The organism is Paenibacillus sp. J31R122 (genome assembly GCF_056269185.1).
This window is the reverse complement of sequence record NZ_JBWDNM010000011.1, coordinates 140,003-163,499: the sequence shown is the minus strand read 5'-3', so window position 1 is coordinate 163,499 and position 23,497 is coordinate 140,003. Positions and strand designations below refer to the sequence as shown.

Annotated in this window: 21 protein-coding genes and 2 riboswitches; of the genes, 13 read left to right on the top strand and 8 right to left on the bottom strand. The window is 44.0% G+C overall.

From position 1 onward, the window contains the following. The first annotated feature begins 568 nt into the window (after window positions 1–568). A riboswitch (cobalamin riboswitch) is annotated at window positions 569–763 on the top strand. A 305-nt stretch (window positions 764–1,068) separates the two neighbouring features. Then, window positions 1,069–3,366, top strand: coding sequence for a 5-methyltetrahydropteroyltriglutamate--homocysteine S-methyltransferase (gene metE, locus AC0YN7_RS18980; RefSeq protein ID WP_475811588.1), 2,298 nt, complete (start codon window positions 1,069–1,071; stop codon window positions 3,364–3,366). A 110-nt stretch (window positions 3,367–3,476) separates the two neighbouring features. On the opposite strand, the gene AC0YN7_RS18975 is transcribed toward metE, so the two are convergent. Further along, the gene (locus AC0YN7_RS18975; RefSeq protein ID WP_475811587.1) at window positions 3,477–3,902 is read right to left on the bottom strand and encodes a hypothetical protein; all 426 of its coding nucleotides are present in this window, start codon (window positions 3,900–3,902) and stop codon (window positions 3,477–3,479) included. Window positions 3,903–3,907: 5 nt separating this feature from the next. Beyond that, window positions 3,908–4,070, bottom strand: a riboswitch (cyclic di-AMP (ydaO/yuaA leader). A gap of 85 nt (window positions 4,071–4,155) precedes the next feature. Beyond that, window positions 4,156–4,488 (bottom strand): winged helix-turn-helix transcriptional regulator, encoded by a 333-nt coding sequence (locus AC0YN7_RS18970; protein ID WP_475811586.1) that lies wholly within the window; start codon window positions 4,486–4,488, stop codon window positions 4,156–4,158. Between the two features lie 148 nt (window positions 4,489–4,636). Between AC0YN7_RS18970 and AC0YN7_RS18965 the strand changes: the two genes are divergently transcribed. The 4 genes from AC0YN7_RS18965 (at window position 4,637) to AC0YN7_RS18950 (ending at window position 8,401) form a co-directional block, all read left to right on the top strand. Next, entirely contained in the window at window positions 4,637–5,401 is a 765-nt protein-coding gene (locus tag AC0YN7_RS18965) for a DODA-type extradiol aromatic ring-opening family dioxygenase (RefSeq protein WP_475811585.1), read from the top strand. A gap of 30 nt (window positions 5,402–5,431) precedes the next feature. After that, window positions 5,432–6,178 carry a GTP cyclohydrolase II gene (locus AC0YN7_RS18960; protein ID WP_475811584.1) on the top strand — a complete coding sequence of 249 codons (747 nt, stop codon included), beginning with the start codon at window positions 5,432–5,434 and terminating at the stop codon, window positions 6,176–6,178. Window positions 6,179–6,325: 147 nt separating this feature from the next. Further along, window positions 6,326–7,345, top strand: coding sequence for a hypothetical protein (locus AC0YN7_RS18955; protein WP_475811583.1), 1,020 nt, complete (start codon window positions 6,326–6,328; stop codon window positions 7,343–7,345). A gap of 93 nt (window positions 7,346–7,438) precedes the next feature. Then, window positions 7,439–8,401: an aldolase catalytic domain-containing protein gene (locus AC0YN7_RS18950; protein WP_475811582.1), complete on the top strand. Its 963-nt coding sequence runs from the start codon at window positions 7,439–7,441 to the stop codon at window positions 8,399–8,401. A 126-nt stretch (window positions 8,402–8,527) separates the two neighbouring features. Here AC0YN7_RS18950 and AC0YN7_RS18945 read toward each other — a convergent pair whose 3' ends face one another. Next, a complete protein-coding gene (locus tag AC0YN7_RS18945; RefSeq protein ID WP_475811581.1) occupies window positions 8,528–8,830 on the bottom strand; it encodes a hypothetical protein in 303 nt (100 codons plus the stop codon). 155 nt (window positions 8,831–8,985) lie between these two features. Here AC0YN7_RS18945 and AC0YN7_RS18940 point away from each other — a divergent pair, with 155 nt between their 5' ends. Together AC0YN7_RS18940 and AC0YN7_RS18935 are read left to right on the top strand one after the other, a co-directional pair. Beyond that, the gene (locus tag AC0YN7_RS18940; protein WP_475811580.1) at window positions 8,986–10,332 is read left to right on the top strand and encodes a vWA domain-containing protein; all 1,347 of its coding nucleotides are present in this window, start codon (window positions 8,986–8,988) and stop codon (window positions 10,330–10,332) included. Between the two features lie 230 nt (window positions 10,333–10,562). Beyond that, a complete protein-coding gene (locus tag AC0YN7_RS18935; protein ID WP_475811579.1) occupies window positions 10,563–11,345 on the top strand; it encodes a hypothetical protein in 783 nt (260 codons plus the stop codon). Window positions 11,346–11,413: 68 nt separating this feature from the next. Here AC0YN7_RS18935 and AC0YN7_RS18930 read toward each other — a convergent pair whose 3' ends face one another. Together AC0YN7_RS18930 and AC0YN7_RS18925 are read right to left on the bottom strand one after the other, a co-directional pair. Continuing rightward, complete coding sequence (locus tag AC0YN7_RS18930) at window positions 11,414–12,793, bottom strand: Glu/Leu/Phe/Val family dehydrogenase (RefSeq protein ID WP_475811578.1); 1,380 nt, start codon at window positions 12,791–12,793, stop codon at window positions 11,414–11,416. Window positions 12,794–12,926: 133 nt separating this feature from the next. Beyond that, on the bottom strand, window positions 12,927–14,027 hold the full coding sequence (locus tag AC0YN7_RS18925; RefSeq protein WP_475811577.1) for a DNA alkylation repair protein: 1,101 nt from the start codon (window positions 14,025–14,027) through the stop codon (window positions 12,927–12,929). A 130-nt stretch (window positions 14,028–14,157) separates the two neighbouring features. On the opposite strand from AC0YN7_RS18925, the gene AC0YN7_RS18920 reads away from it, so the two are divergent. Then, a complete protein-coding gene (locus AC0YN7_RS18920; RefSeq protein ID WP_475811576.1) occupies window positions 14,158–15,102 on the top strand; it encodes a helix-turn-helix transcriptional regulator in 945 nt (314 codons plus the stop codon). A 105-nt stretch (window positions 15,103–15,207) separates the two neighbouring features. On the opposite strand, the gene AC0YN7_RS18915 is transcribed toward AC0YN7_RS18920, so the two are convergent. Continuing rightward, window positions 15,208–15,360, bottom strand: coding sequence for a hypothetical protein (locus tag AC0YN7_RS18915; RefSeq protein WP_475811575.1), 153 nt, complete (start codon window positions 15,358–15,360; stop codon window positions 15,208–15,210). Between the two features lie 193 nt (window positions 15,361–15,553). Here AC0YN7_RS18915 and AC0YN7_RS18910 point away from each other — a divergent pair, with 193 nt between their 5' ends. From AC0YN7_RS18910 to AC0YN7_RS18900, 3 genes are all read left to right on the top strand, one after another. Then, window positions 15,554–17,008, top strand: a complete 1,455-nt coding sequence (locus tag AC0YN7_RS18910; RefSeq protein WP_475811574.1) for a copper resistance D family protein — start codon at window positions 15,554–15,556, stop codon at window positions 17,006–17,008. A 322-nt stretch (window positions 17,009–17,330) separates the two neighbouring features. Further along, window positions 17,331–18,098, top strand: a complete 768-nt coding sequence (locus AC0YN7_RS18905) for a DeoR/GlpR family DNA-binding transcription regulator (protein WP_475811573.1) — start codon at window positions 17,331–17,333, stop codon at window positions 18,096–18,098. Window positions 18,099–18,256: 158 nt separating this feature from the next. Then, a complete protein-coding gene (locus tag AC0YN7_RS18900) occupies window positions 18,257–19,111 on the top strand; it encodes a DMT family transporter (RefSeq protein ID WP_475811572.1) in 855 nt (284 codons plus the stop codon). Between the two features lie 337 nt (window positions 19,112–19,448). On the opposite strand, the gene AC0YN7_RS18895 is transcribed toward AC0YN7_RS18900, so the two are convergent. Both AC0YN7_RS18895 and AC0YN7_RS18890 read right to left on the bottom strand, forming a co-directional pair. After that, complete coding sequence (locus AC0YN7_RS18895; RefSeq protein ID WP_475811571.1) at window positions 19,449–20,417, bottom strand: metallophosphoesterase family protein; 969 nt, start codon at window positions 20,415–20,417, stop codon at window positions 19,449–19,451. Beyond that, window positions 20,410–21,312 (bottom strand): alkaline phosphatase family protein, encoded by a 903-nt coding sequence (locus tag AC0YN7_RS18890; protein WP_475811570.1) that lies wholly within the window; start codon window positions 21,310–21,312, stop codon window positions 20,410–20,412. The genes AC0YN7_RS18895 and AC0YN7_RS18890 overlap by 8 nt, the downstream gene beginning before the upstream one ends. Before the next feature lie 239 nt (window positions 21,313–21,551). Between AC0YN7_RS18890 and AC0YN7_RS18885 the strand changes: the two genes are divergently transcribed. Together AC0YN7_RS18885 and AC0YN7_RS18880 are read left to right on the top strand one after the other, a co-directional pair. Beyond that, window positions 21,552–22,517 carry an ABC transporter permease gene (locus AC0YN7_RS18885; RefSeq protein WP_475811569.1) on the top strand — a complete coding sequence of 322 codons (966 nt, stop codon included), beginning with the start codon at window positions 21,552–21,554 and terminating at the stop codon, window positions 22,515–22,517. Window positions 22,518–22,566: 49 nt separating this feature from the next. Beyond that, on the top strand, window positions 22,567–23,457 hold the full coding sequence (locus tag AC0YN7_RS18880) for a carbohydrate ABC transporter permease (protein WP_475811568.1): 891 nt from the start codon (window positions 22,567–22,569) through the stop codon (window positions 23,455–23,457). The last annotated feature ends 40 nt before the right edge of the window (window positions 23,458–23,497 follow it).

The window sequence follows — 23,497 nt, the reverse complement described above, 5'->3', positions numbered from 1 at the left end:
TTATTTTCATTTTTGGCTAAAAGATTCGACGACTATTCTCTTATTTGTTGATGTGAAATCACGATGCAGCAACTAGCGGCTTGGAGATAAGGTGAAAAAAAGTGAAATTAAATTCATATTCTGAAACTAATGAGCGGTTTAATGGAATTTGAGACGAGTTAGTTTCAGAAATTGCACCTAAAGGACCGAAAAGAGACCGCACATCGAGTGAACCCAGCAACTAAGTTCATTCTCTGACACTAAATCGCTGTTCATCCTTTTTCGGCATCGACTAAATGCAAAAAATGAAACTACGGGGGCGGGGCTTTAGCGCATAAGTTAGTGGATATAGAAGTACTTAGTGGATATAGAAGTATTTATTTAGTGAATATTCTCATATTCGGCGATTCATGATAACAGAGGGACAACGGAAGCTATGTTTGATTCCAAGTAGTAGGATAATCAATAGGCATAGTCTTAATTAGATTTTATCATTCTATTTATAAGAAACGCTTATATACAAAGTATTGTATATTTATTAGATCGAGTGTATAGTTATTCGTATTGCTAGACGATAGCGATCAACAAACTAAATAATGTGGAAATAGGTGCTCTTGCCAAAAACTTGAGCTTAAAAGGGAAGTCCGGTGTAACGCCGGCGCGGTCCCGCCACTGTAACAGCGGAGTTTTAGCGTGTAAACCACTGATCTGTAACTAGATTGGGAAGGTAAGCTATAGATGATAATGCTGGAGCCAGGAGACCTGCCTATTTGAACGACACTGCTTTTACCTACGGGAGATAGGGAGGTGTTAAGACAAGACCGCGGTTCTATTAAACGACGGGCGTCTTTACCTTGCTTCTTAATAAGGTGACGACGCCCTTTTTGCATTTTCGTATTATCCAATTCGATGCAAATTTCGCTATGAAAACAAAGCGTATGCACTCAATGTCATTCCGCTAGGAAAACAAAGCGTATGCACTCCAAGTCAGTCAGCGCCGCAAACAAAGCAAGTTTGCTTCGCAAAACCAGCCTTAGGCTACCGTAGAATTTTTTACATTTTACAAAAACAATCTAGGAGGAATTATAAATGAATAAATTAACAAGCAGTGTGCTTGGATATCCGCGAATTGGGGAAAATCGTGAATGGAAAAAAGCGCTTGAGTCTTTTTGGAAAGGGGATTTGGAGGAAGCTGTATTTCTTGAAACGCTGGAGGGTATTCGGTTGAACAATCTTCAGCTGCAGAAGGACAAAGGGATTTCTATAATTCCTGTTAATGACTTCACGCTATATGATCAAATGCTTGATACGTCAACAATGTTTGGGCTTGTCCCGTCTCGGTTTGAATATGCCGGAGGACCTGTTCCTATTAAAACCTACTATGCCATGGCTAGAGGATCTAAGGAGGCGCAAGCCTGTGAAATGACCAAATGGTTTAATACCAACTACCACTATATTGTTCCTGAACTCAGTGGAGCTACACCTGTCTTGACGGAGAACCGCCCGCTTGCAGCGTATCTTGAAGCGAAACAAAAGCTAGGAATTGAAGGTAAACCGGTCATCATTGGACTATATACTTTCCTTAAACTTTCCAAAGGGTATGATGCGAAGCAACTGCCTGAATGGATAGAGCAATTCATACCGTTGTACGCTCAAATGTTGCAAGAATTGGAGCAAGCAGGTGTGCAGTGGGTGCAAATCGATGAGCCAATTCTCGTAACATCTATTTCAGAGGATGAGATCAAGCTTGTAAAATCAATCTACAAGCAGCTTAATGCAGCAGCTCCTAGTCTTAAGCTGATATTGCAAACTTATTTTGATGCAGTGGAGCATTATGAAGCTGTTGTATCACTGCCCGTTCAAGCGATCGGACTTGATTTTGTACATGGCCTAGAAACAAACCTGAGTGCTCTTGAGAAATTTGGTTACCCACAAGATAAGCTGCTTGCAGTCGGTCTTGTAGACGGACGTAACATTTGGCATTCGGACTATGAGCAAAAGCTGGCATTGATTGAGAAAATTTCTTCATACGTACCGAAAGAACGCCTCATTATCCAATCGTCAACGAGCCTGCTTCATGTTCCGGTTTCAGCAAAAAACGAAACGAACTTGCCTTCAGAATTAAGAGATGCGCTCGCATTTGCCGAAGAAAAGTTGGATGAAATCGTATGGCTGAGCGCTGCTGCTTATTCTGTCAATGCTGCAGCTTCAAACTCATTTGCTGAGGTACTGAAACAGAACAAAGAAATAATTCACAACTTGTCAGCATCTCCAGCGCGCAATAGCAAAGCGGTAGATGCAAAGGCGATCGCGGCGCATCCTTCTGCTAGGCAGAAGCCTTTCGCTGTAAGACAGAAGCTTCAGCAGCAAAAATGGCAGCTGCCATTTCTGCCGACGACGACAATCGGCAGCTTTCCACAAACGCTGGATGTTCGTCAAGCAAGGCAGAAGTGGAGAAAGAACGAGCTAAGCTCAGCTGATTACACTTCCTTTATAAACGAAAAAATTAAGCATTGGATTGAGATTCAAGAAGAGCTTAACATCGATGTCCTTGTTCACGGTGAGTTTGAACGTACAGATATGGTGGAATTTTTTGGGGAAAAGCTGGGTGGGTTCGCGTTTACGCAGAGCGGCTGGGTACAGTCATACGGATCACGCTGCGTGAAGCCTCCGGTTATTTACGGAGATGTTGTATTCAAAGAGCCAATGACTGTAACGGAAAGCGTGTATGCGCAATCGTTAACAACAAAGCCGGTAAAAGGGATGCTGACTGGACCAATTACGATTTTGAACTGGTCATTCCCTCGTAACGACATGACACGCGAACAAGTAGCTTATCAAATTGCACTGGCCTTGTCTGAGGAAGTAAAAGCGCTTGAAGCAGCGGGTATCGAGATGATTCAAGTCGATGAACCGGCATTACGTGAAGGACTGCCGCTTAAACGCAGTGAGTGGGACGCCTACTTGAAATGGGGGGTACATGCATTTCGCCTTTCAACAGCTGATGTTCGTGATACAACGCAAATTCATACACATATGTGCTATTGCGAATTCCATGACATTATCGATTCGATTTTAGCGCTTGATGCGGACGTTATCTCCATTGAAACATCTCGCAGCCATGGTGAATTAATTCACAGCTTCGAGGAGAATACGTATGATCAAGGCATTGGACTAGGCGTATACGACATTCATAGCCCACGCGTACCGTCCGTTGAAGAGATGGTTAGCATGATTAACCGCGCGCTTAAGGTGCTCGATCCTGCCCTCTTCTGGATCAACCCAGACTGCGGCTTGAAGACAAGAGGAATGGAAGAGACTGTTGCATCGTTACGTAACATGATGCTGGCTACTCACCATGTAAGAGAGAGTGCTGTCCAAGTATAGCTTCAACGATTGCTTTTGCCGTAAAGAACGCCACCAAAAAAACCACTCGGGACGACTTTGGTTCAGCATGAACCAAAGGACCTGAGTGGTCATTTTGACGAAATCTTCAGTCAATTCAAAGATACATAATGAACAGCCCGCTGTCTCAAAACAAATTCCTCTGACTCATTAATGAATTGAGCTGAATCGGTGGATAGAGCGACAATATGATTGACCGCATCTGTAAAACATTCAAATATTCGACCGTCTTGATCATTCTTGTCATAATGGTAATCGTTCAAAGTAGAGAGATCGATGCTGCCAATGAAAGAAACAAGCAGATCGCTACAGCGATCCAAATCAAGCATATCCTCATTGTCATTTACAAAGAGCTCACTCCAGCCATAACCCTGGCTGCTTGTTAAACGAAGGCACACGCGAAATCCTGCGGAATCGATTGCGAGAGCGGGAATTACGAACAACTCAATACGAGAAACCGTTAACGAAGGGGACTGTTCAGCGAAAAATGGTGCTTGATTAGAAGACTGACAAAACATAAATAAACCTCTCCTCTTTCCGCTTACGAGGTTAGCTGTCGGATTCGGGCTAGAGAGAATGCCCTACCAGGGTTACAAGTCCCCGGATTCACCCCTTGCGAATGTAACAATACAGATTCGCGTTGGTTCCCCCGCTTTTTCAATTGAAAAATTCAGCGTTTTTTTGTTTGTTCCTATATTTTAAAACGGTTTTCACCGTTTGTAAACCTTTAGACAAACCAAACCGTAGACGGCTTGGTTTGTTTGAGTGGAATTAGTTTATATCATATTCAGTTACTGGCGCTATCCAATCCTGAGACCAAACTTGAATTTCGCGAATAATCGGCTCAAGCGCGCGGCCTTTTTCCGTTAATGAGTATTCAATGAGAACGGGTATTTCCGGATAAACCAGTCTATCGACGATACCTTCACTCTCTAGCTCCTTGAAGCGCTCCGATAATAGTCTGCCGCTAATTGGCAATGCGGACTGTACAGCACTGAAACGCTGCGGTCCAGCTAATAATTGATATATGATTAAGCCGGTCCAACGTTTGCTAATAAGATCCATTCCCTTCTGGAAACGGGGACAAAGGTTTTGCTGTTCCATGCATATCACCTCTTTTAGATTCCTTCAATTATAACCTCAATAACTTATTTATACAAGCAAACCTCAGTAATGTTAATAACTTGACTATGCTAAGTGATAAAAGTATAATTAGTTACAAATAGTAAGTGAATAAAAGGAGGTATAACGTTTGAATCCATTATTTTTAGCACACGGCTCACCAATGCTGGCTGTTGAGCAAAATGAATATAGTCAATTTCTTCGACAAACGGGTGCTAAGCTGCAGCCGGATGCGATCGTTATATTTACAGCGCATTGGGAAACAGAAGAAGTAACCATTTCATCGAAGGACGATGAATATGAAACGATTTATGATTTTTATGGTTTTCCTGATGAGCTTTATAAGCAGAAATATCCGGCAAAAGGGTCGACGAAGATTGCTGCTCTAGTAGGAAAGCTCTTGAACGATAAGGGAATACCGACTGCATTTGATACAGTACGCGGACTAGACCATGGCTCTTGGACAATGCTGAAGCATATGTTTCCGAAGGCGGATGTTCCCGTAGTGCAAGTGTCCGTTAATCCATACCGATCCGTGGAGGAGCAGTACCGAATAGGCGAGGCATTGCGCAGTTTAAGCTCACTGAATATATTGCTGATTGGAAGCGGCGTAACGGTTCATAATTTACGCGCGGTTAAATGGGGACAGAAGGAGCCGGAGAGTTGGGCTATTGAGTTTGACCAATGGTTAGTAGATAAAATGAACGTTCAGGATTTAAAATCTCTCTTCCAATATGAAAAACTTGCGCCGCATGCTAAAATGGCAGTACCCCGTGCCGAACATTTTGTACCTTTATATATAGCAATGGGCAGTGGCAACGCTGTGGAAGCACCTAAAGTCATTCATCGCAGCTACGAGTTTGGTACACTTAGCTATTTATCGCTGCAATTTTAATATTTCATATAACTAAAGCAGGTGAACAGGATGATAAAATCAAATATTTCAGCACTATTGAAGGAAAAAATAAAACGAATCGAAAGCGGAGAGGGTGACATTTATGTTGTCGGGCCTATTAATCTGCCTGTCGATGTAGACGGTGAAACGAAAATGTTCCACTGGTATAGCTGGCTGCGCAAGGAGGCGGGGGAAGAACAATCGGTTGACGAGCTTGTCAATGACTTAAATCGTTTCTCCTATGCAGACATGCAGCAATCCAGTGTGCTCGTATACGGCGATTTTAAGAATAATGAAGATGCGCTGATTCGCATGCATAGTATATGTCATACGGGTGATATTTTTGGAAGTGAACGTTGTGATTGCGGTTTTCAATTGAAGCAATCTATGCGGATGATTACAGCACACGGTACAGGCGCTTTATTCTATTTGGCTAATCATGAAGGACGTGGAATCGGCCTTTTTAGCAAAGCAATCGCTTATTTATTGCAAGAGGATGGAATGGATACCGTGGATGCAAATACCGAGCTCGGCTTTGCGGATGATGCGCGTAATTATGACGAAGCTATTGCCGTATTAAAGCTACTGCGCGTTTTGCCTGTATCAATTATTACGAACAATCCACGCAAAGTAGAGGCTATGAAGACCGCTGGCTTGAACGTTGCGACGAGAGTTCCGTTATGGGGCAATTCTTCCGTCTACAATGAGAAGTATTTGCAAACAAAAATGAATCGTTCTGGACATTTTGGTCAAGAGCCGCAGTCGCTCGTTAAGTAGTAGTATTTAGGAGTTATGGAAACCGTTTTTCACGTGTAAACGAGAAGGCGGTTTTTTTAATGTGAACATTTTCGGCTTATGTCTCGTCTATAACAGGAGAGCAACAATTGTAATAGCGATAATGTTGACAAAGGAGTGGAATGAATTATGCAAATAAATGGTCATACTAAGAAAAACAAATGGACAAAACGGGCGGCTTTATTTTCAATGATCACACTCATTGCTTTGGCTGGTTGCAGTAATAATGAGGGAATCAAGCCGGAAATTACAGACACACCAACAACACAAACAGAAGCTACAAACGCTGCTGAAACAGATGGGGAAAAGGATACCCAGAAAGAACTGCTCGTACAATTCAAGGCTGTATTAGAGTCTGCTGCCGATGCTGTGGATATTGTCAGCTTTCTTAATGGGCATATCAATGAGGCTGATCAGGGGACAGCAGATATGATGCTTCGAGAGCTGCATACGTATTACGCGGCAAATATGGAGGCGAAGCAGGGCGCTTTCTTTTCGCAGAGCGTTCAGGCGGTATTGCTTAAGGAAGTATGGCCAATAACCAAAGACACAGCTGAAACCATCAAGGATGAAGGGGTAAAAGAGCTTGTGCGGACAGCCTACGAAGGAGGCTACAAGCTTGAAATGGTTGAAGGGTCAATATTCCCAGTTGTTGATTACAGCTTTCAGAAGCGTTATAAAGACTATGTCTCCAAGCAAATGAATGATTTCATCTCGTTAAGCGCTGTCGAATCAGATGAGCCTACAGCTAGCGATGGCGGATTAATTATTACTTGGGATGAGCTAGCTGAGCGGGCGCTTTTGGCGGAAGCTTTCGTACAAGAATATAAAGAATCCCCGGAACGTGAGGTTGTTCAGAGTTTATATTTGACTCGTTATATAGAAATGTATATAAATGGTTCTTATAATACGCTCATTTATGATTATGAAACCTACAAGCTTTTAGACGAGGTGAAGGCAAGCTATAAGAAAACGATCAAGGAGTCGCCAGATTCGGTAATAGGGCAACTATCGGCTCATTTCTTGGAGCTGCTAGCTTTATCCGATGATCAGCTTTATATGTACAAGGACGGTCAAAAAACGGATATTCCGGAGATAGAGAAGTTCCTCGCAGGCCTATCGGAAGAGGCTGAGGCGCTTCTAAATTAGCCATAATACGACAAAATTATTTTGCGTTCCTTATCCTTTTCAAGTATGATGAGAAAAAAGAACTCATGTTCACAATCAAAGGAGTATTAGCGCATGAACTCAAAAACAAGTCATTGTAAAATTGTTGATTGCACGATTCGTGATGGCGGACTCGTAAATAATTGGGATTTTAGTGTCGAATTTGTTCAGCATCTGTATGCTAGCCTGAACGAAGCCGGCGTCGATTATATGGAAATCGGCTATAAAAACTCTCCTAAGCTGTTGAAAGGCGCTGAAAGCGCAGGTCCATGGCGTTTTCTGGACGATGATTTCTTGAAAAAAGTAATTCCGCACAAAGGCAATACGAAGCTTTCAGCACTTGTTGATATCGGCCGTGTAGATGAGAACGACATACTCCCTCGCAGTGAGAGCTTGATTGATCTTATCCGTGTTGCTTGTTACATCCAAGATGTAGATAAAGCGTTGGAGCTTGTTAAAGTATTCCACGATCGCGGTTATGAGACAACAATCAATATTATGGCGCTTTCCAACGTTATGGAAAATCAACTTATTGATGCTTTCTCTCTGATCAATGATAGTATAGTAGATGTTGTGTACATCGTTGACTCCTATGGCAGCTTGAAACCGAATGATTTGAGCTATCTTGTAGATAAATTCCGCAAACATCTGCCGAACAAACGTCTAGGCGTTCATGCGCATAACAATATGCAGCTTGCTTTCGCTAATACACTAATTGCCGCAGAGAACGGCGTCGAGCTGCTTGATTCCTCCGTATACGGAATGGGTCGCGCTGCCGGAAACTGTAATACGGAGTTGCTTGTAGCTGAGCTGCAAAATACGAAGTACAACATCCGACCTGTTCTGGATATGATCGAGAAGTTTATGATCCCACTTCGTGAGAAGGAAGAATGGGGTTATATCATTCCATATATGATCACGGGAATATTGGACGAGCATCCACGTTCCGCGATGGCGCTTCGCGATTCGGCTGACAAAGATAAGGGCGTAGAATTTTACGACCGTCTGACAACTCCGGAAATTGCACACCGTAACTAATAGATAAAGGGCAGTTCGCATAAGTCATGAAGTTGACTTATGTGAACTGCCCTTTCTTATATTTTACCGCAAAACAAGCTTATACCGCTAAGGACGGCGCAAGCTCTTTTCGCATGTGTATATGTACTACTGTTCTTGAAGCTTGTCGTCGCCTCGAATTGCTGCAGCCTGGTGCTGCTCGTTTGGATGAAGATAGCCTTTGCCGCGGAAGGTTTGTCCACTTCTTGCTGCAGCAGTAAGCTGAACCTCTATATTCTGGCTCTGTCCAAACCATTGTAATAGCTTATGGTCGTCCACGCCGTTAATATCGACATACCACAACCGACTGCCGTATTCCGTGACACGGACAAGCTCTGCCGAAGTGAAAGCAAGCTGCGTTGTGCCTTGCTGGTACGTTATTTCAATAGAAATTATTTCAAATGTTTCCACGCTGATAGCCCTCCTCGTCAATCAAGCCCAATGCAGTCAAACGAAATATCTACGCTTTATCTGTAAATCATTTCAATTTCACACGACTCTTTCATGCAACAATTGTAAACCGATCTACGTCAGATTAGCAAATACAAATATAAGGGGCTGAAGGAATGAAGGTCGGTCATTCGTTCAATGGGTCAATTCGAAAAAGATTCGGAGGAAGCGGGAGCTGGATAATCGCTCTATTGCTCGCTATCATACTCATGCTTAGTGCTTGTTCTTCCTCGTCAAGTAACACAGCTAGTCGTGAGAACAGAACCGGCAATGATTCAGCAAATAGTCCATCTAGTGAAGAAGAAGATCGTTCGGTTAGTAATAAAACAGAAAGTAGCAGCAAATCATTAGACGATAGAAGCACGGAGCCTATGCCGCAAGTTAAGGAGAAAAAGGGTGGTAAACGCGGCTATGAGTCTCCAGATAAAGAAGTGCAGGCTGGCCAATTAACGGCAGGCGAATGGGACGATATTGCATCATGGGAACGATTCGGAAATTTGCTCAATAGCCAAGAGGGCGATAGCAGTAAGAAAGCTTGGGGATTTTGGAATTTTCATCGGTTGGAGGTAATCGTGACTGCAAACGGAAATGCGACGTCCGATGCTAAAGTGCAGCTCATGGATGGATCCCAGAATGTATGGACTGCACGCACGAATACGGAAGGAAGAGCTTACGTATACGCTGGTCTGTTCGAGCGTGATGTGCGAAATCAGAATAAGTATACGGTGCAGGTACAAGCAGGGCAGATGAGTAAAACAACAGAGCAAATCGATATTCCGCAGCAAGGCACTGTTAAGGTTGATTTAGCAAAAGGGGAATCGCTGTCAGATAAGGTTGACGTTATGTTCGTTGTTGATACGACAGGCTCCATGGAGGATGAGTTGAATTATTTGGAAGCAGAGCTTAAGGATGTCGTAAAACGCGTTGCAAACGAGCACGCGAATAAGCTGGATATGCGCCTTAGCGCTAATTTTTATAGAGATACGTATGATGATTATATTGTTAAGCCGTATCCGTTTATTACAAATATCGATACGATTACCGATCAGTTTAGTGAGCAGGATGCACGAGGCGGAGGTGATTACCCGGAGGCTGTCGATCAAGCTCTGCGCAACGCGATACACGAGCATAAGTGGAGTAAGGAAGCAAGGGCAAGGCTGCTGTTTCTCGTCTTGGATGCCCCTCCGCATGGTGAAGAACAAATTATAGACGAGATTCAACAGCTTATACAGGATGCGGCAGAGAAAGGCATTCGTATTATTCCTGTTGCTTCAAGCGGTGTAGATATAGATACAGAGTATTTGCTGCGGTTCATGGCGGCAGCAACTGGAGGCACTTACTTGTTTCTAACTGACGACAGCGGAATTGGCGGGAGCCACCTGGAGCCGGCAGTTGGAGAATATGAAGTGAAGCTGCTGAATGACCTGCTTGTCGAAGTTATTAACCGTTATGTGCAGGAGTAGTAAGCAGCGTATCAGCATTATTTTCGACTGTTGGAAATAGTTACTACAGAGCTTTCGTCGTATTTATCCCCTAATAACAGCTGAGATATGCGAAGATTATATAGGGGTGATGAACGGTTATGACAAAGAAACTCTGTTTGTTCTGTGATGAATACGTGTCAATTGAATCAGTAGGTGATCACGACAGGTATATAAGTTGTTATTGCGCTCCTGGAGGCTCATATAGTCTCTTGAGAGACGATTATGAACCAACAAATGCGTTCTCCTATATTAAGAAACGTCAGCTATTTCCAAACATATCGGCTTATATAAGGGAGCTCACAGATTGTGACGAGAAGGTTGTTTTGTCGATAGATGATTTGGAGGCGATTGGAATCTCGCCGAGAATACCAGCTACAGTTGAAGAAAAAGGAGAACGTTTGCTGCAATATTTGTACAGACATTCTGAAGGACCAGATGATCCAGTGAGCATTCATCCGCTTTCTCAAAACTATAATTTAACCTATTCTCCTAACTTACAAGAGCTTGTTTATATTATCGAAATGCTGCGAGAAGCGAAGTCAATTGTTAGAGAAGGTGTGAGCTTTAGGCTTACAGAGAAGGGCTGGGGAGAAGCGGCGGCAAGAGCAGGCGGAAGAAAGCTGAAGTCATGCTTTGTCTTGCTTTCGGATGACGATGAATGGTGTGCGGAATGGTCGGAGAGGGTACTTCCGAAAATCGAGCAATGTGGGTATTTGCCACACTTGTTTAATCATGCGGGTACGGATAATGGTAAAAAATATGACTTGAAGCAAATAGCTGAGAGTAAACTCATTATCGCGGACTTATCCAATCAATCGCCGGACGTTTATTTTGCAGCTGGCTACGCGCTTGGATTGAACATTCCGGTTATATTTACGGTGAAACGCGGCGAGGCGGAGAAGCTGTACGTTCAAAATGATCATATCCGTCCTCTCGAATGGGAAACTTCTGAGGAGCTGACAGCTATGCTGCAGCAGAAATTAAACGTATAGGCGATTCCACGAAAAAAAGGCTATTCGATGAGCAATTTAAGGTGCTCAGCGAATAGCCTCTTCTTTTTTTAATATAGTTTGCCTTGTCTATACAGAACGGTGGAAAGCTTCATAACGGCATGGTTGTAGCAGTTTTGGCGAAGCGGGAACGGGTCTCCGAAGAAGGCTGGCAAAATGAGATTCAACGTTTTTTGCATTTTGTCGTAAAGCATTTTGTAAACCTGCTCTTCAGTGAAAAATTGCGTTTCTCTACCTTGCAGCCATTCAAAATAGGAGACGATAACACCGCCGGCGTTCGCTAATATATCGGGGATGATAATCGTTCCTTTGGCAGTGAGCGCTTCGTCCGCTTCGCCGGTTACTGGAGCATTAGCTCCTTCGACGATAATTTGAGCTTTAACCTGCTCCACATTTTTTTTATGGATTTGCTCCTCGAGCGCGGCAAGAATAAGTACATCGACATCCAGATAAAGGACATCCTCTCGCCCAAGTATTTGGGCTTTAATTCCTAACTCGGATAGCCCAGCTTCAGTCGTGGGCAAATCTCCCCGGTTTTGAGCGGCAAATTCAATTAACGTAGGGATCGACAAGCCCTCTGGATTGTAGAGAGTAACGTTACGGTCGCTGACGGCGACTACTTTATTTTGCAAAAACGAGCATTTGTATGCTTCAAGTGCAGTTACCGATCCGACATTCCCGAAGCCCTGAACAGCTAGTGAAAGCGGACGATTCATGTGGGCTAGCGCAGTTTGCGCGAATGGATTCGTGCTTTTAGAAAGCAATTCGTTTTGCTCCTGAAGAAAGTTATGAAGCATATATCGGAAAGTGAAATATACACCTTTGCCTGTCGCTTCTTTGCGTCCTAACGAGCCCCCATTGATAATACTTTTACCGGTGAAGCTGCCAAGATAGGGCTGTCCGGGATGTGTGCTTTTATATTCTGCCAACATCCAATCCATTTCCCGTTCGCCTGTCCCCATGTCGGGTGCAGGAATATCCTTGTCCGGACCTAGAATATCACTGAAATATCGTACATATTTTTTGCAAATAGTATAGAGTTCCTTCGTGGAATAGTTACGTGGATTTATAATGACTCCGCCTTTACCACCGCCGAAAGGTACTTCATGTAACGCGTTTTTGAGTGTCATTAGCGCAGCGAGATTCGTTACCTCTTCCTCGCTCACGGATTCGTGGAATCGGATACCGCCTTTGTAAGGACCCAGTGTGTCATTATGCTGAATTCGATAGGCTGGAATACGTACTACATTGCCGTTGTCGACTGTAATACGCAAAAAGGCTTTGTGAACTTTATTTGGTGTAGAGAGAATTGAGGCAAGCGAAAGAAAAGCTTGTTCGCGAGCTTGGTTCTGTAAATTAGGCAAAAAGCTTGTGTCTCCCATTAAAGCTTTTAAGGATTGCTGTACGATGGCGCCGGTTTGGCTTGCCATATCTAAACGACCTCCTCAGAATTACAAATGGATGGTACGAATCTGTATTCTATCACACCCTAACAGTTTAGCCAAAATTCACCTCTTTAATATATGTCGGAATAAAATCAAATGCTAATAATCTGGTTAATAGCTATCGCAAGGACTCTATTGCAGCGGTTAGATCAAAATCGAAGGCTGCGAGCTCTTTCCCATTTATAATAATGGAGAGCCGATGCATTCCTGGATAATGCTTTCGCGTCGTTAGATCTTTGAATTTATGGGTTCGTGTGTATGAGCGCTCCATATTGTCATAATTGTTCTCTGTTATTTTGAATAGCTTTCGTGATGTTGTACGGTTCGCTTTAACAAATTCGATTCCATATTCGACACGCAGCCGCTGTAATTCGGAACTATTTGTGCGAAGTGAAAAAGAAAACAAAAGATTTTCGCCGATGGCCAGTGTCTCTTTGTCAAAGGATAGACCGCTAACCGTTACATCCGGCGATAAGATAAAGCCAAATAACGAAAGCGCGTCTGGATCACCTTGTCTTAGTAAAGTGCGGCACCCATGCTTAATAATCCAATTGGTCTGCAAGCTCTCTCCATGCCATTCTCGAGCGAGCTGCTTGACGAGTTTGGGATGATCCTTGGAAATATCGTTCAGATTGTTGGCCACACTTTTTTGAACATAGACGGAAGTATCCTTTTTTAGTAATTCCAGCACAGGCGTAATTGGCGAAGGATCTTCCTTGTACATGTCCAAGGCCATTGCCCAAGGTAATCGTGGACGGCATCCTTCGCTAGCCAACCGCCTGACGTGATGATCAGGATGAGCAGCCCATTTCAGCATTTGCCCCATCATTCTCTCCGGATCTTGAACAATAAACGGGCGTACGGCAAACTCTGAACTCGAATAAGGGGTTAGCTGCTCTAGTGCTTGAATAGAAACATTCCAATCGTCAAGCCCGTAAGCCTCCACAAAATCAGGAAAACATAAAAATTCAACTCCTCTACACTCAGGAGCGATAGAGATTAAGACAGATAATGCTTCTCTATATGACTTTGGCAGTGTCAGCCGCAAAGACTCGCTGATATGTCTGACGCGCTGTTTAAATGCTTTCTGTTCCCATTGATCATCATAGATGAGCTCCATGAATCGAACCGGTTCGAATGCTGGATACTCACGTTTAATGCGGGTCGTTAATTGTTCGAAAAATTGCTGATTATATTTTCCTGCAATGGTGTCAGCCATGTCTCATCACCTCTAAAAAAGATTATATAGCTTTTATCGTCCATTGACTTCATAGATAAGCATACGTGATAATAGTGCCATCTGATGGCACTATTCTTTGATAAAATATATTTCGAGGAGGGAGCGGCCTATGCACAAAGCGCAGCGACTTATTAAGCTTATTATGTTGGTCAACGAACGCAAGAAGTTCACAATACAGGAGCTAGCCGACGAATGCGGCGTTTCGCGGCGAACGATGATTCGCGATTTGATGGAGCTGAGCGAGCTGGGTGTGCCGCTGTATTCCGAGGCTGGCTCCAAAGGCGGTTATCGCGTTTTGCGTGAGAAGGTATTGCCGCCGATCAGTTTCACAGAACACGAAGCGATCGCTCTGTTTTTTGCTTGTCAATCTTTGCGGAACTATAAATCTCTCCCTTTCAAAAATGAAGTGGACAGCGCGCTTCATAAATTTTTTCATTACCTTTCGAGTGAGCTCAAGCAAAGGATCGAGAGCATGCAGGATCGTCTTTTATTTTGGGTTCCTCCGCATGAGCTGGAGGTTAAGTTCTTGAAGGAGCTGCTCGAGGCTGCGCTGGAGCAGTGCGTCGTCACAATCGTATACGAAGCTGCCTCCCTGAAAGAAAGAATGATTCAACCGCTTGGGATATATACGATGAATGGTTTATGGTATTGCCAAGCATATTGCTTCCTGGCAGGAGATTATCGCGTGTTCCGAGTGGATCGTGTGAAAAAGTTTTCACTCCAGGAGGATCAAAGTATGCGAATGGATACTACCGAGGATCGTATTCAGTCGTGGATCATGCGGATGGATGAGAGTGACGCGTTGGAGCTTGAGGTGGATTTAACACCGGAGGGTGTAAGGCGATGTCAATCAGACGTATGGTTGTCCAAGTGTATCGAGATGTATGAGGACGGATCAGGCACAATCCGTACGAAGATGAGTACATCGTTTACCCCGTGGACGGTACATTTATTTCTCGGCTTCGGCATGGAGGCAAACGTTAAGCGTCCTCAAATAGTCCGAGAACAAATCCAAGAAAAGCTTCGATATATGATTAAACAATACGAGCATTAGAGGTACAATATAAATAAAAACCAGACTAACACGTTATTTACGTGTGGTCTGGTTTCTATTTATTAGTTTTGAGTTTACGATACGTATGAACCGAAACCGAATCTGTTATTTATTTTCTTCTTCGTTATCGGTAGCGTATGCGATCAATGCTATATCAGAGCCGTATTGATTGCTGAGCTGCTGCTCAAGCTTACGAATGGCATCGAGGGCATCGGTCTGGCTGTTAAGCTCGGCAATTCGAAAGTCTTTATCGTTCATCGACTATCACATCCTTCTATAAGGGTCTCAATTAATAGAATGATCAAATTGGTTGACCGCTATACGTCTAACAGCAACTGCCTTTGTCAGAGTCATGGATCGGGGTGCTGATTAACTGGAAGGCTGCCGTTAATTGTTCTTTTGGCTGCGGTCTAGTAAACTGTAGCTGAACAACATAAAGGAAGTGACAATATTGGCCTACTCATTTTTGCAAAAAAGAATAAGCACATCTTCGCACGCAGGACGGTCTGCTGGACGTTTGAAATACATAATCGTATACCTGATGCTTTTTCTAATCATGCTAGCCTCCTCATTAATAATTGTGCCGTATAGCAGCGTATCCGCCCAGCAGATTGCTAATGAACGGTTAAGCTCTACACTCTCTGTCATTCCAGCTCCAACCGCAGCTGCTGTTGCGATGGAACATGACCATTCATCCATTTCACATCCAAATAGCGCTTTCGATTTAGGGCAGATTTTATTCTACGCAGTACGGGTTATTTATTATTTCGCATTCATGCTTGCTGCAGGTATGATGCTCTGGTCGTTAGCCATTCCGGCTGGGAGTGGAGGAACTCTAAGACAATTCGTGGATAAGTGGCGTTTGTATGCGATAAGGGGATTTTTGCTTGCAGTTCTCATATTCGTCTTTGTTCATATACGTGAGGTAATGAAAGGCTACGATGGAGGCACTCCGAACGATTGGCTTCAATATTTAACGTCAACGACGACGGGTCTCTCATGGCTAGGCTTACTAATTCTTGCATGGCTGGGGTTCGTGATCCTGCGTCTTAATGATACTTTCAAAGCGGTATGGGCGCTGCTGCTGGCAGCGGCGGAGAGCTACAACGGACATGTTATGTCTCTGTCTTCCAATTCGACAGCTATCGTACTGGATTTTATCCATCTGGTTTGCTCATCATTATGGGCTGGAGGCTTGATGGTGCTCTTGTTGCTTTGGTACAAGGATCGTAAGGAAGCGGGCGTATTTGCTGAGAAGTTTGCAAGAATTGCTTGGATTACAATTGTATTGCTAGTGTTCAGCGGGTTAATCATTACTTTTTTAATTTTGCCTTCATGGCATTATCTGTTGTATTCCAGCTGGGGTATTTTACTGCTAGTAAAAGTGATTCTAATTGTATTTGTAATTGGAATAGGAGCTTTACTGCGTAAGCAAGCGAAGAGACGTGATTTGCCAGGCGGCCAACTGCTGAAGGTCGATGCCCTCTTTATGAGTCTTATTCTCGTTATTGCAGCGGTGTTCACTTATTTGAGCCCTATGCCGGATACGGAGCCGCTTCGTTATCATAAAATGGGGGAGACCCTGCACTATACATTGGCCATATCGCCCAATGGCCCAGGTCCAAATCGAATCAGCTTGAAGATTTGGCTGCCTGAACAGCTTGGCGCTCCTGCAGATATCCAGCTTAAACTAAAAGCAGTTGATCAGAAAAAGCATGCTGCAATTGATGTGCCACTGCTGGGAGAAAAGGCGGATGGGACGGAATCGTTCCCGGATTTTACTGAAACGGATTATTATGCGGAGCAGGTAGATTTACCTGTACGCGGAGCATGGGAGGCAGAGCTGGTTATTACGGATCAAGCAGGAGCGGTAAGGAAGGAAATAATCCCATTTCGCAACGATTAGTAAAATAATTACGGGACTAGAGTAACAAAGGGGAGCCATTATGATGGCTCCCTTTGGCGTCTTTGTCGGCTTTTATAGAGAATTATGTGAGAGTGAAATGATAGAATGGATGCAGCTAATAACTGCTAAAGGGGCCGCTATGTTGCGAACAGAGAGTTTTATAATACAAGGAGCTTATCTCTAGACATTATACAAAGTTTGAGGCTGCTTATTTGAAAATAAATGATTAAGGCATCATTCTTTTATGTTCTTACTGGATATATGGTAAATTAATAAGTAAGAATAATAGGCTAGGAAGTATTGGCAAGAAGGAGTGACGCAATTGTTTGTACAGCAGCGGCATCAGTTAATTATTAAAAAGCTCAATAGGGACAAATCAATCAAAGCCTCTGAGCTCATCGAAGAGTTCGGTGTTTCGTTTGAAACGATAAGACGAGATCTGGAATTTTTAGAAGGCGAAGGATATTTAAGGCGTGTCTATGGCGGGGCAATCTTGAAGGAGCCAGATTATAGCCGGGAAATTCCACTGCCGATTCGCGATTCCATCTATTTGGAGGAGAAGGTGCAATTATCCCAAATCGCGACCCGCTACGTTACTGAGGGGATGTCCATTGCGCTAGACGTAAGTACAACCAACACGCATATCGTGAGGGCGCTTAAGACTAAGTTCGATCGTCTGACGATCATAACGAACTCGTTGCCGATTATGAATGAATTAATCGATATGCCCGGATATACTCTCATTATGATCGGCGGTATTATTCGACAGGAAGAGCAGAGTATTATCGGCGACTTAGCAGAAGAATTCGCATCTCGTTTTCATGCCGATATCTTTTTTATGAGTTTGAGCGGTGTTACTTTAGAAGAGGGTTTTACAGATATCGCAATAGGAGAAGTACAAGTAAAAAAAATTATGCATGCAAACGCGAAATGTACGATTGCGCTTACGGACAGCAGTAAATTTGACCAAGTCTCCTTAATCAAAGTGTGCGGTTGCACGGAAGTTGAACGGATTGTAACGGATTCTAAGATTGATAGACAGATAGTTGAGAAATACAAACAGAACGGTATTGAAATTGTCTGTGAGTAAATCGAATAGTAGGAATAAGTTTTCCATGAAACGGCCCTTAGTGTGATGCTGAGGGGCGTTTTTTGTGAGCGAAGTTGTATTTGGTTTTTTTATATTGTGTATATGTGTGTTTGTGTGTTATTGTGTTTTTGTAAATATAGGGAGGAGTTGTTTTTAATATGATCGTTATTAGCCTAGTCCTAGTCTTATGCTCGGGTTTGGCACACGTTGTATGGAATATGTTTGCAAAGCAAAGTACAGATAAGCCGGTGTTCCTATGGGTAATATATATTCCGGCAACCTTACTATTGCTGCCAAATCTGATGTTTGAATTATCTGGTGCGCATTTTACACTGAACCAATGGTTAATGATCGGGTTATCACTTATGATGCAAGCCATATATTCTATGCTGCTTGCTTATACCTACAAAGCGGGAGAGCTCTCTCAAGTGTATCCGATTATGCGTGGTACTCCGACCTTGCTTATACCATTAGCTAGTGTCATCTTATTGGGGGAAAGCTTGCCTTTATGGGGATGGTTAGGTATCAGCTTGATGTTGGCGGGGTTCGTCGTCATGGTCGGACGGAAATCGGGAACAGAGCAAAATCATGCTTACCTTAAACCGATATTGCTCGCGTTAAGCGTCGGATTGTGTATTACGACGTATTCTGTGGTTGACAAGGTAAACCTGCAATACATTTCACCGCTTGCGCTGCTTGAAGTGACGAATATTGGTTTTATACTCGGTCTGACTCCTGCTGTTCTTCATTTTGATAGAGTAAAACGTGTCATTCGAAATCATCGAAACATCATTTGGATTGGGGCGATATTGTCGCCGGGCTCCTATCTGCTATTTTTGTTTGCGGCTAGAAATGCTAATCTGTCTACTATCGCGCCTATGCGTGAGGTAGGTATTGTTTTTGGTACTTTGCTTGGTTTTTTTGTACTAAAGGAGTCGCAAGGCGCTCGAAGAATAATGGCTTCGATCGTTGTAGTGACAGGTATCATAATGATCGCGTCATCTGGACACTAATCGGTTTTAGAATATGAGAAGCATGCTGTCATTGCTCCCGTAGTTTCATTTTTTGAATTTATATAAAGCTGCAAATGGGTAAGTTGCGAGTTAGTTACACAGAATGAACTTAACTGCTGGGTTAGCTCGATCCACGTACTCTTTCCGGTGAATTAGCCGCATATTCTGAAACTAATTCGTCATTTTTTCTATAACGCCACTCATTAGTTTCAGAATGTGGAACTAATTTAACGATGTAATAAGCAGCATAATGAAAAAGGAATGTAAAAAAGCGTAATGCTCATCTAAGGATGAATATCACGCTTTTTTGTACTGCTTCCTATCGAATAAGTGCTGCTTAAGTCAAGTATATCGCGACATTCTCTGGTGTGCGGCCTTCAGGTTCGTGCTTAGCCTGTTCTAACTGCGCAGTTCCATCCTCTAAGTGAAGCCAAGTATCGAAGTTTCTTTCTCCTTCTTTCAAGGAAATGATTCTGGCTCCTGTAGAAAAGGGCCGATCTAGATAAGCATTCCGGGTCGTCCGTCCATAGCAGAGACGAATGCCGTGCCAGTCGCCCCAGAAATCGTGGCCGTGGTCATGGCCAGCGAAGGTGCCCATGACATCACCCATCTCGATCATAGCTGCGAAGAAGCCTGAGTTCACCCAAGGCGCGCAGCAGAATGGGGCATTACGCTCTCCGTAGCAGACACCGAAGTCCCATACATCGTTGTATTCAGGAAGCGGAATATGAAAAAAGGCGAGAGATGGCAGCGGTGTTCCGCCATTGCTTCCGGTAAGTCGATAGGACTCACGTGTGTACCAATCAATCTGATCACGACGAATCCAGTCATAGTAGCCCATTCTGCTATACTCCAGCGGAGAGTAGCTGCCTGAATCCAAGAAATAGAGGGCAGCGGCCGCTTCACGCTCTTTCCCTTCAACAGTCAGGACATAATTTCCCGAGCCGTGAATGCCTGGCGGGTCGGGTTTCGCATAATTATGTGGGTAAGTCAACTGCAACGCATGCAGCTGCTCCCGCGTGACCGTTCCCTCCGTATCATGGTTGCCGAACACAGCAGCCCATGGAATGTTTAAGCTCTCAGGCACTGAACAGGCGCGGCGAAATGCGGCTACCGGGTTAGGATGACCGGCGGAAGCGATGACATCTCCTGTGTAGACGACCAGATCAGGCTGCTCGTCTTTCAAAATACGGAGCATCATAGCTTCCATTCTCTGTTCTTCCGCATCATATGAAGAGAATTCAGGATCTGTGAACTGCACGATCTTAAACGTCCCATCTTCGCGAAATGTTAGAGACTTAGCCATTCTGGGACCCCCTAGCGGCATCTATTTTATTGTCGACTATAGCGATGCTCTTCGAGATCCATGTATCGTCCAGCAATCCCTCCGGTAACCTTGCGTCCCATTGCTCAGACAATGTCAGACCTAGCGCTAGCGCGGTAATCGCGGCTGTATCCGTTATAGATACGGAACCATCCAGAAGGCCGGTTCGAATCCCAGGTCCGATACAGCCCCAGAAGACGTTACGGTCCATGGGGTGGCCGCTGCCATGGCTGTACTTGTTCTCGCCGCCTCCACCATGGTCAGTGAGCAGAATAACAAGGCTGTCCTCCATAAGACCAAGCTGCTCCAGTCGCTCCAGCACTCTGCCGATTTGTGCGTCACATGTAGTAATCGCGGATAGATACTCCGGACAATCATCTCCGTATCCATACCGATGTCCGGAGCCATCCGGCTCATCCAGTTGCAGAAACAGCAGACGTACATCGGGATTCTCTTCAACGTATTCTAATAGAGCTGGGATAATCTCCGCATCGGGCAGCGAAACCTTATGTATGCCAAGATTCTCTTCGATAATACCGGAATTAATCGGACTCCAGCTGGCAAAGGAAGCTAGCTTAGCATCCGGCTGTTGTTCTCTAACTAGTCGAAAGAGGGAAGGATAGAGAGAATCGTTTGGGTAAGATAGTTCCGCAGCCTTCTCATTGTTCAAACCATGCTTTTCAGGTATCACCCCGTGAAGCACAGAGCCCCAACATTCTGCACTGATCGTCGGCATTTCCGCCTTCGCTTCAAAGGTATAAGCGCCGCGTGCCAGCCAGGCATCTAGATTAGGGGTTTCTGCTTGTTGTACGAAATTTCCGGCTCCATCCATTCCAAGAATAAATACGCGCTGCACAACCTTTGTTTGCTTCATCATGTTTCACTCCTTCATATGAGATCTTTCATGAAAGGCGGAATTCCCCGAAAGAGAACACGACACCTTCTATTCACGCTTATAGCATACGAGTGCCTTCCAAAGCCGTCAATATGTGATTCTATGTTCTAAGATAACTAGTCATTATCGTTATAATGATAGGTCATCATTCTAGTAGTTCGTTAGAATAGTGACCTACTATAATAAGTGGCAGAGAACAGCAACAAGAAAGGGTGACCCTCATGACGGCGTTTGCATCAAACGATACATCCCATACATTGCGCAGCCGAATGAGAATATTCAAAAAAAAAATAAAGAAATACAGAGCTTTACTTATTATGATGATCCCTGGGCTGGCATACTTAATTTTAAACAATTATATTCCGATGTACGGAGTCATCCTAGCCTTCAAGGAACTGAACTACGTGGACGGCATTTGGGGCAGCCCCTGGGCAGGAATGTACAACTTTAAGTTTTTGTTCAGTTCTCCTGATGCCTTTCTGATTACGAGAAATACGATTGTGTATAACGTGTTTTTTATCATTGTGAATACAACGCTTGCGTTGCTTGCCGCACTGCTGGTCAATGAGATCAAGGATAAAGTAGTCACCCGTTTTTACCAGAGCACCTTTTTGCTGCCCCATATTATTTCTATGGTAGTCGTCGCTTATCTGGTGTACAGTTTTCTAAACACGGAAAGCGGACTTGTCAATCGGCAACTTGCCAAATGGTTCAGTGCAGGTTCCATCTCTTGGTACAATGAGCCGGATTACTGGCCTTACATTTTGGTTGTTGTAAATGCATGGAAAAACGTCGGGTATCTGGCTATCATTTATTTTGCGGCCATTATCGGCATCGATAAGGAGTATTATGAAGCGGCGACTATTGACGGCGCCAACAAGTGGAAACAAATGACTCGGATTACTATTCCAATCATCTCACCGACGATAATCATCATGACGCTGCTAGCGATCAGTTCCATTATGCGTTCGGACTTCGGTTTATTTTATCAGGTACCAATGAACTCGGGTCCGCTAATGCCTACTACTAATACCATCGATACGTTTGTCTACCGTGCAATGATTGAGCGTGGAGACATAGGAATGTCTACTGCCGCAGGTATCTATCAGTCCGTTGTATGTTTCTTCTTGATCTTAGGAGCAAATCTCACCGTTCGACGGATTAGCAAGGACGACGCATTATTCTAATAGATAAGAGTTTATAAGTTTACGCTTGACGAAAGGAGGCATCAATCGGATGCTGGTTACATCACGGTTACGTACTCCCTTTATTCATCTGTTCTTTGTGCTTTTCAGCATTGCATCCCTATTCCCGTTCGTTCTAGTATTCATGGTCTCCATTTCAGATGAGAGCTCTATTGCCCAGAACGGATACAGCTTATTTCCAGGCCAAATAAATTTTTCCTCCTATCAGTTTTTGTTTAATGACTTTGGTCAGATTGCGAGATCCTATGGCGTGACCATCCTCGTCACACTGATTGGAACAACGGTCAGCTTACTTATAACGGCGCTCTTCGCGTACCCGTTATCTCGCAAAGACCTGCCGCTGCGCCGCTCCATGTCATTTCTTCTATTTTTCACCATGCTATTTAGCGGAGGAATGGTGCCCTGGTATATCACCTATGTGACAATGATTGGGCTCAAAAATACGCTGCTTGGCATGGTGATTCCGAATTTGTTATTGAGTGCCTTTAATGTTTTGTTGATGCGAAGCTTTTTTGCCAACACAATTCCTGAATCCATCGTTGAGTCAGGCACCATCGACGGGGCGAGTGAGCTGACTGTCTTTCTGAAGCTAGTGGTGCCGCTATCTGCTCCGATTATGGCGACAGTCGCCCTGTTCAATTTGCTAGCTTATTGGAATGACTGGTACAACTGCATGCTGTTTATCGATAAGCCGGAGTTGATGAACATCCAGTACCTGATGACCAAGACGCTTAATAATGTACAGTTTCTAATAATGAAGGCGGATACATCCAGCCAGGTAGGCGAACTGCTCTCCAAAATGCCATCCGAGGGTGTCCGTATGGCGCTAGCCATTATAGGTGTCGCGCCTCTCCTGGTCGCTTATCCGTTCTTTCAAAAGTATTACATCAGCGGTATCACCAGCGGTGCGGTTAAAGGCTAGCATTGCGCATTTAGGTTTCCGATAAAAACAAAGTGATGAA

Coding starts and splice junctions, on each gene's coding strand:
- metE (WP_475811588.1), top strand. CDS start 1,069: ATGAATAAATTAACAAGCAGTGTGCTTGGATATCCGCGAATTGGGGAA.
- AC0YN7_RS18975 (WP_475811587.1), bottom strand. CDS start 3,902: ATGTTTTGTCAGTCTTCTAATCAAGCACCATTTTTCGCTGAACAGTCC.
- AC0YN7_RS18970 (WP_475811586.1), bottom strand. CDS start 4,488: ATGGAACAGCAAAACCTTTGTCCCCGTTTCCAGAAGGGAATGGATCTT.
- AC0YN7_RS18960 (WP_475811584.1), top strand. CDS start 5,432: ATGATAAAATCAAATATTTCAGCACTATTGAAGGAAAAAATAAAACGA.
- AC0YN7_RS18955 (WP_475811583.1), top strand. CDS start 6,326: ATGCAAATAAATGGTCATACTAAGAAAAACAAATGGACAAAACGGGCG.
- AC0YN7_RS18950 (WP_475811582.1), top strand. CDS start 7,439: ATGAACTCAAAAACAAGTCATTGTAAAATTGTTGATTGCACGATTCGT.
- AC0YN7_RS18940 (WP_475811580.1), top strand. CDS start 8,986: ATGAAGGTCGGTCATTCGTTCAATGGGTCAATTCGAAAAAGATTCGGA.
- AC0YN7_RS18930 (WP_475811578.1), bottom strand. CDS start 12,793: ATGGCAAGCCAAACCGGCGCCATCGTACAGCAATCCTTAAAAGCTTTA.
- AC0YN7_RS18925 (WP_475811577.1), bottom strand. CDS start 14,027: ATGGCTGACACCATTGCAGGAAAATATAATCAGCAATTTTTCGAACAA.
- AC0YN7_RS18920 (WP_475811576.1), top strand. CDS start 14,158: ATGCACAAAGCGCAGCGACTTATTAAGCTTATTATGTTGGTCAACGAA.
- AC0YN7_RS18915 (WP_475811575.1), bottom strand. CDS start 15,360: ATGAACGATAAAGACTTTCGAATTGCCGAGCTTAACAGCCAGACCGAT.
- AC0YN7_RS18900 (WP_475811572.1), top strand. CDS start 18,257: ATGATCGTTATTAGCCTAGTCCTAGTCTTATGCTCGGGTTTGGCACAC.
- AC0YN7_RS18895 (WP_475811571.1), bottom strand. CDS start 20,417: ATGGCTAAGTCTCTAACATTTCGCGAAGATGGGACGTTTAAGATCGTG.
- AC0YN7_RS18890 (WP_475811570.1), bottom strand. CDS start 21,312: ATGATGAAGCAAACAAAGGTTGTGCAGCGCGTATTTATTCTTGGAATG.
- AC0YN7_RS18885 (WP_475811569.1), top strand. CDS start 21,552: ATGACGGCGTTTGCATCAAACGATACATCCCATACATTGCGCAGCCGA.
- AC0YN7_RS18880 (WP_475811568.1), top strand. CDS start 22,567: ATGCTGGTTACATCACGGTTACGTACTCCCTTTATTCATCTGTTCTTT.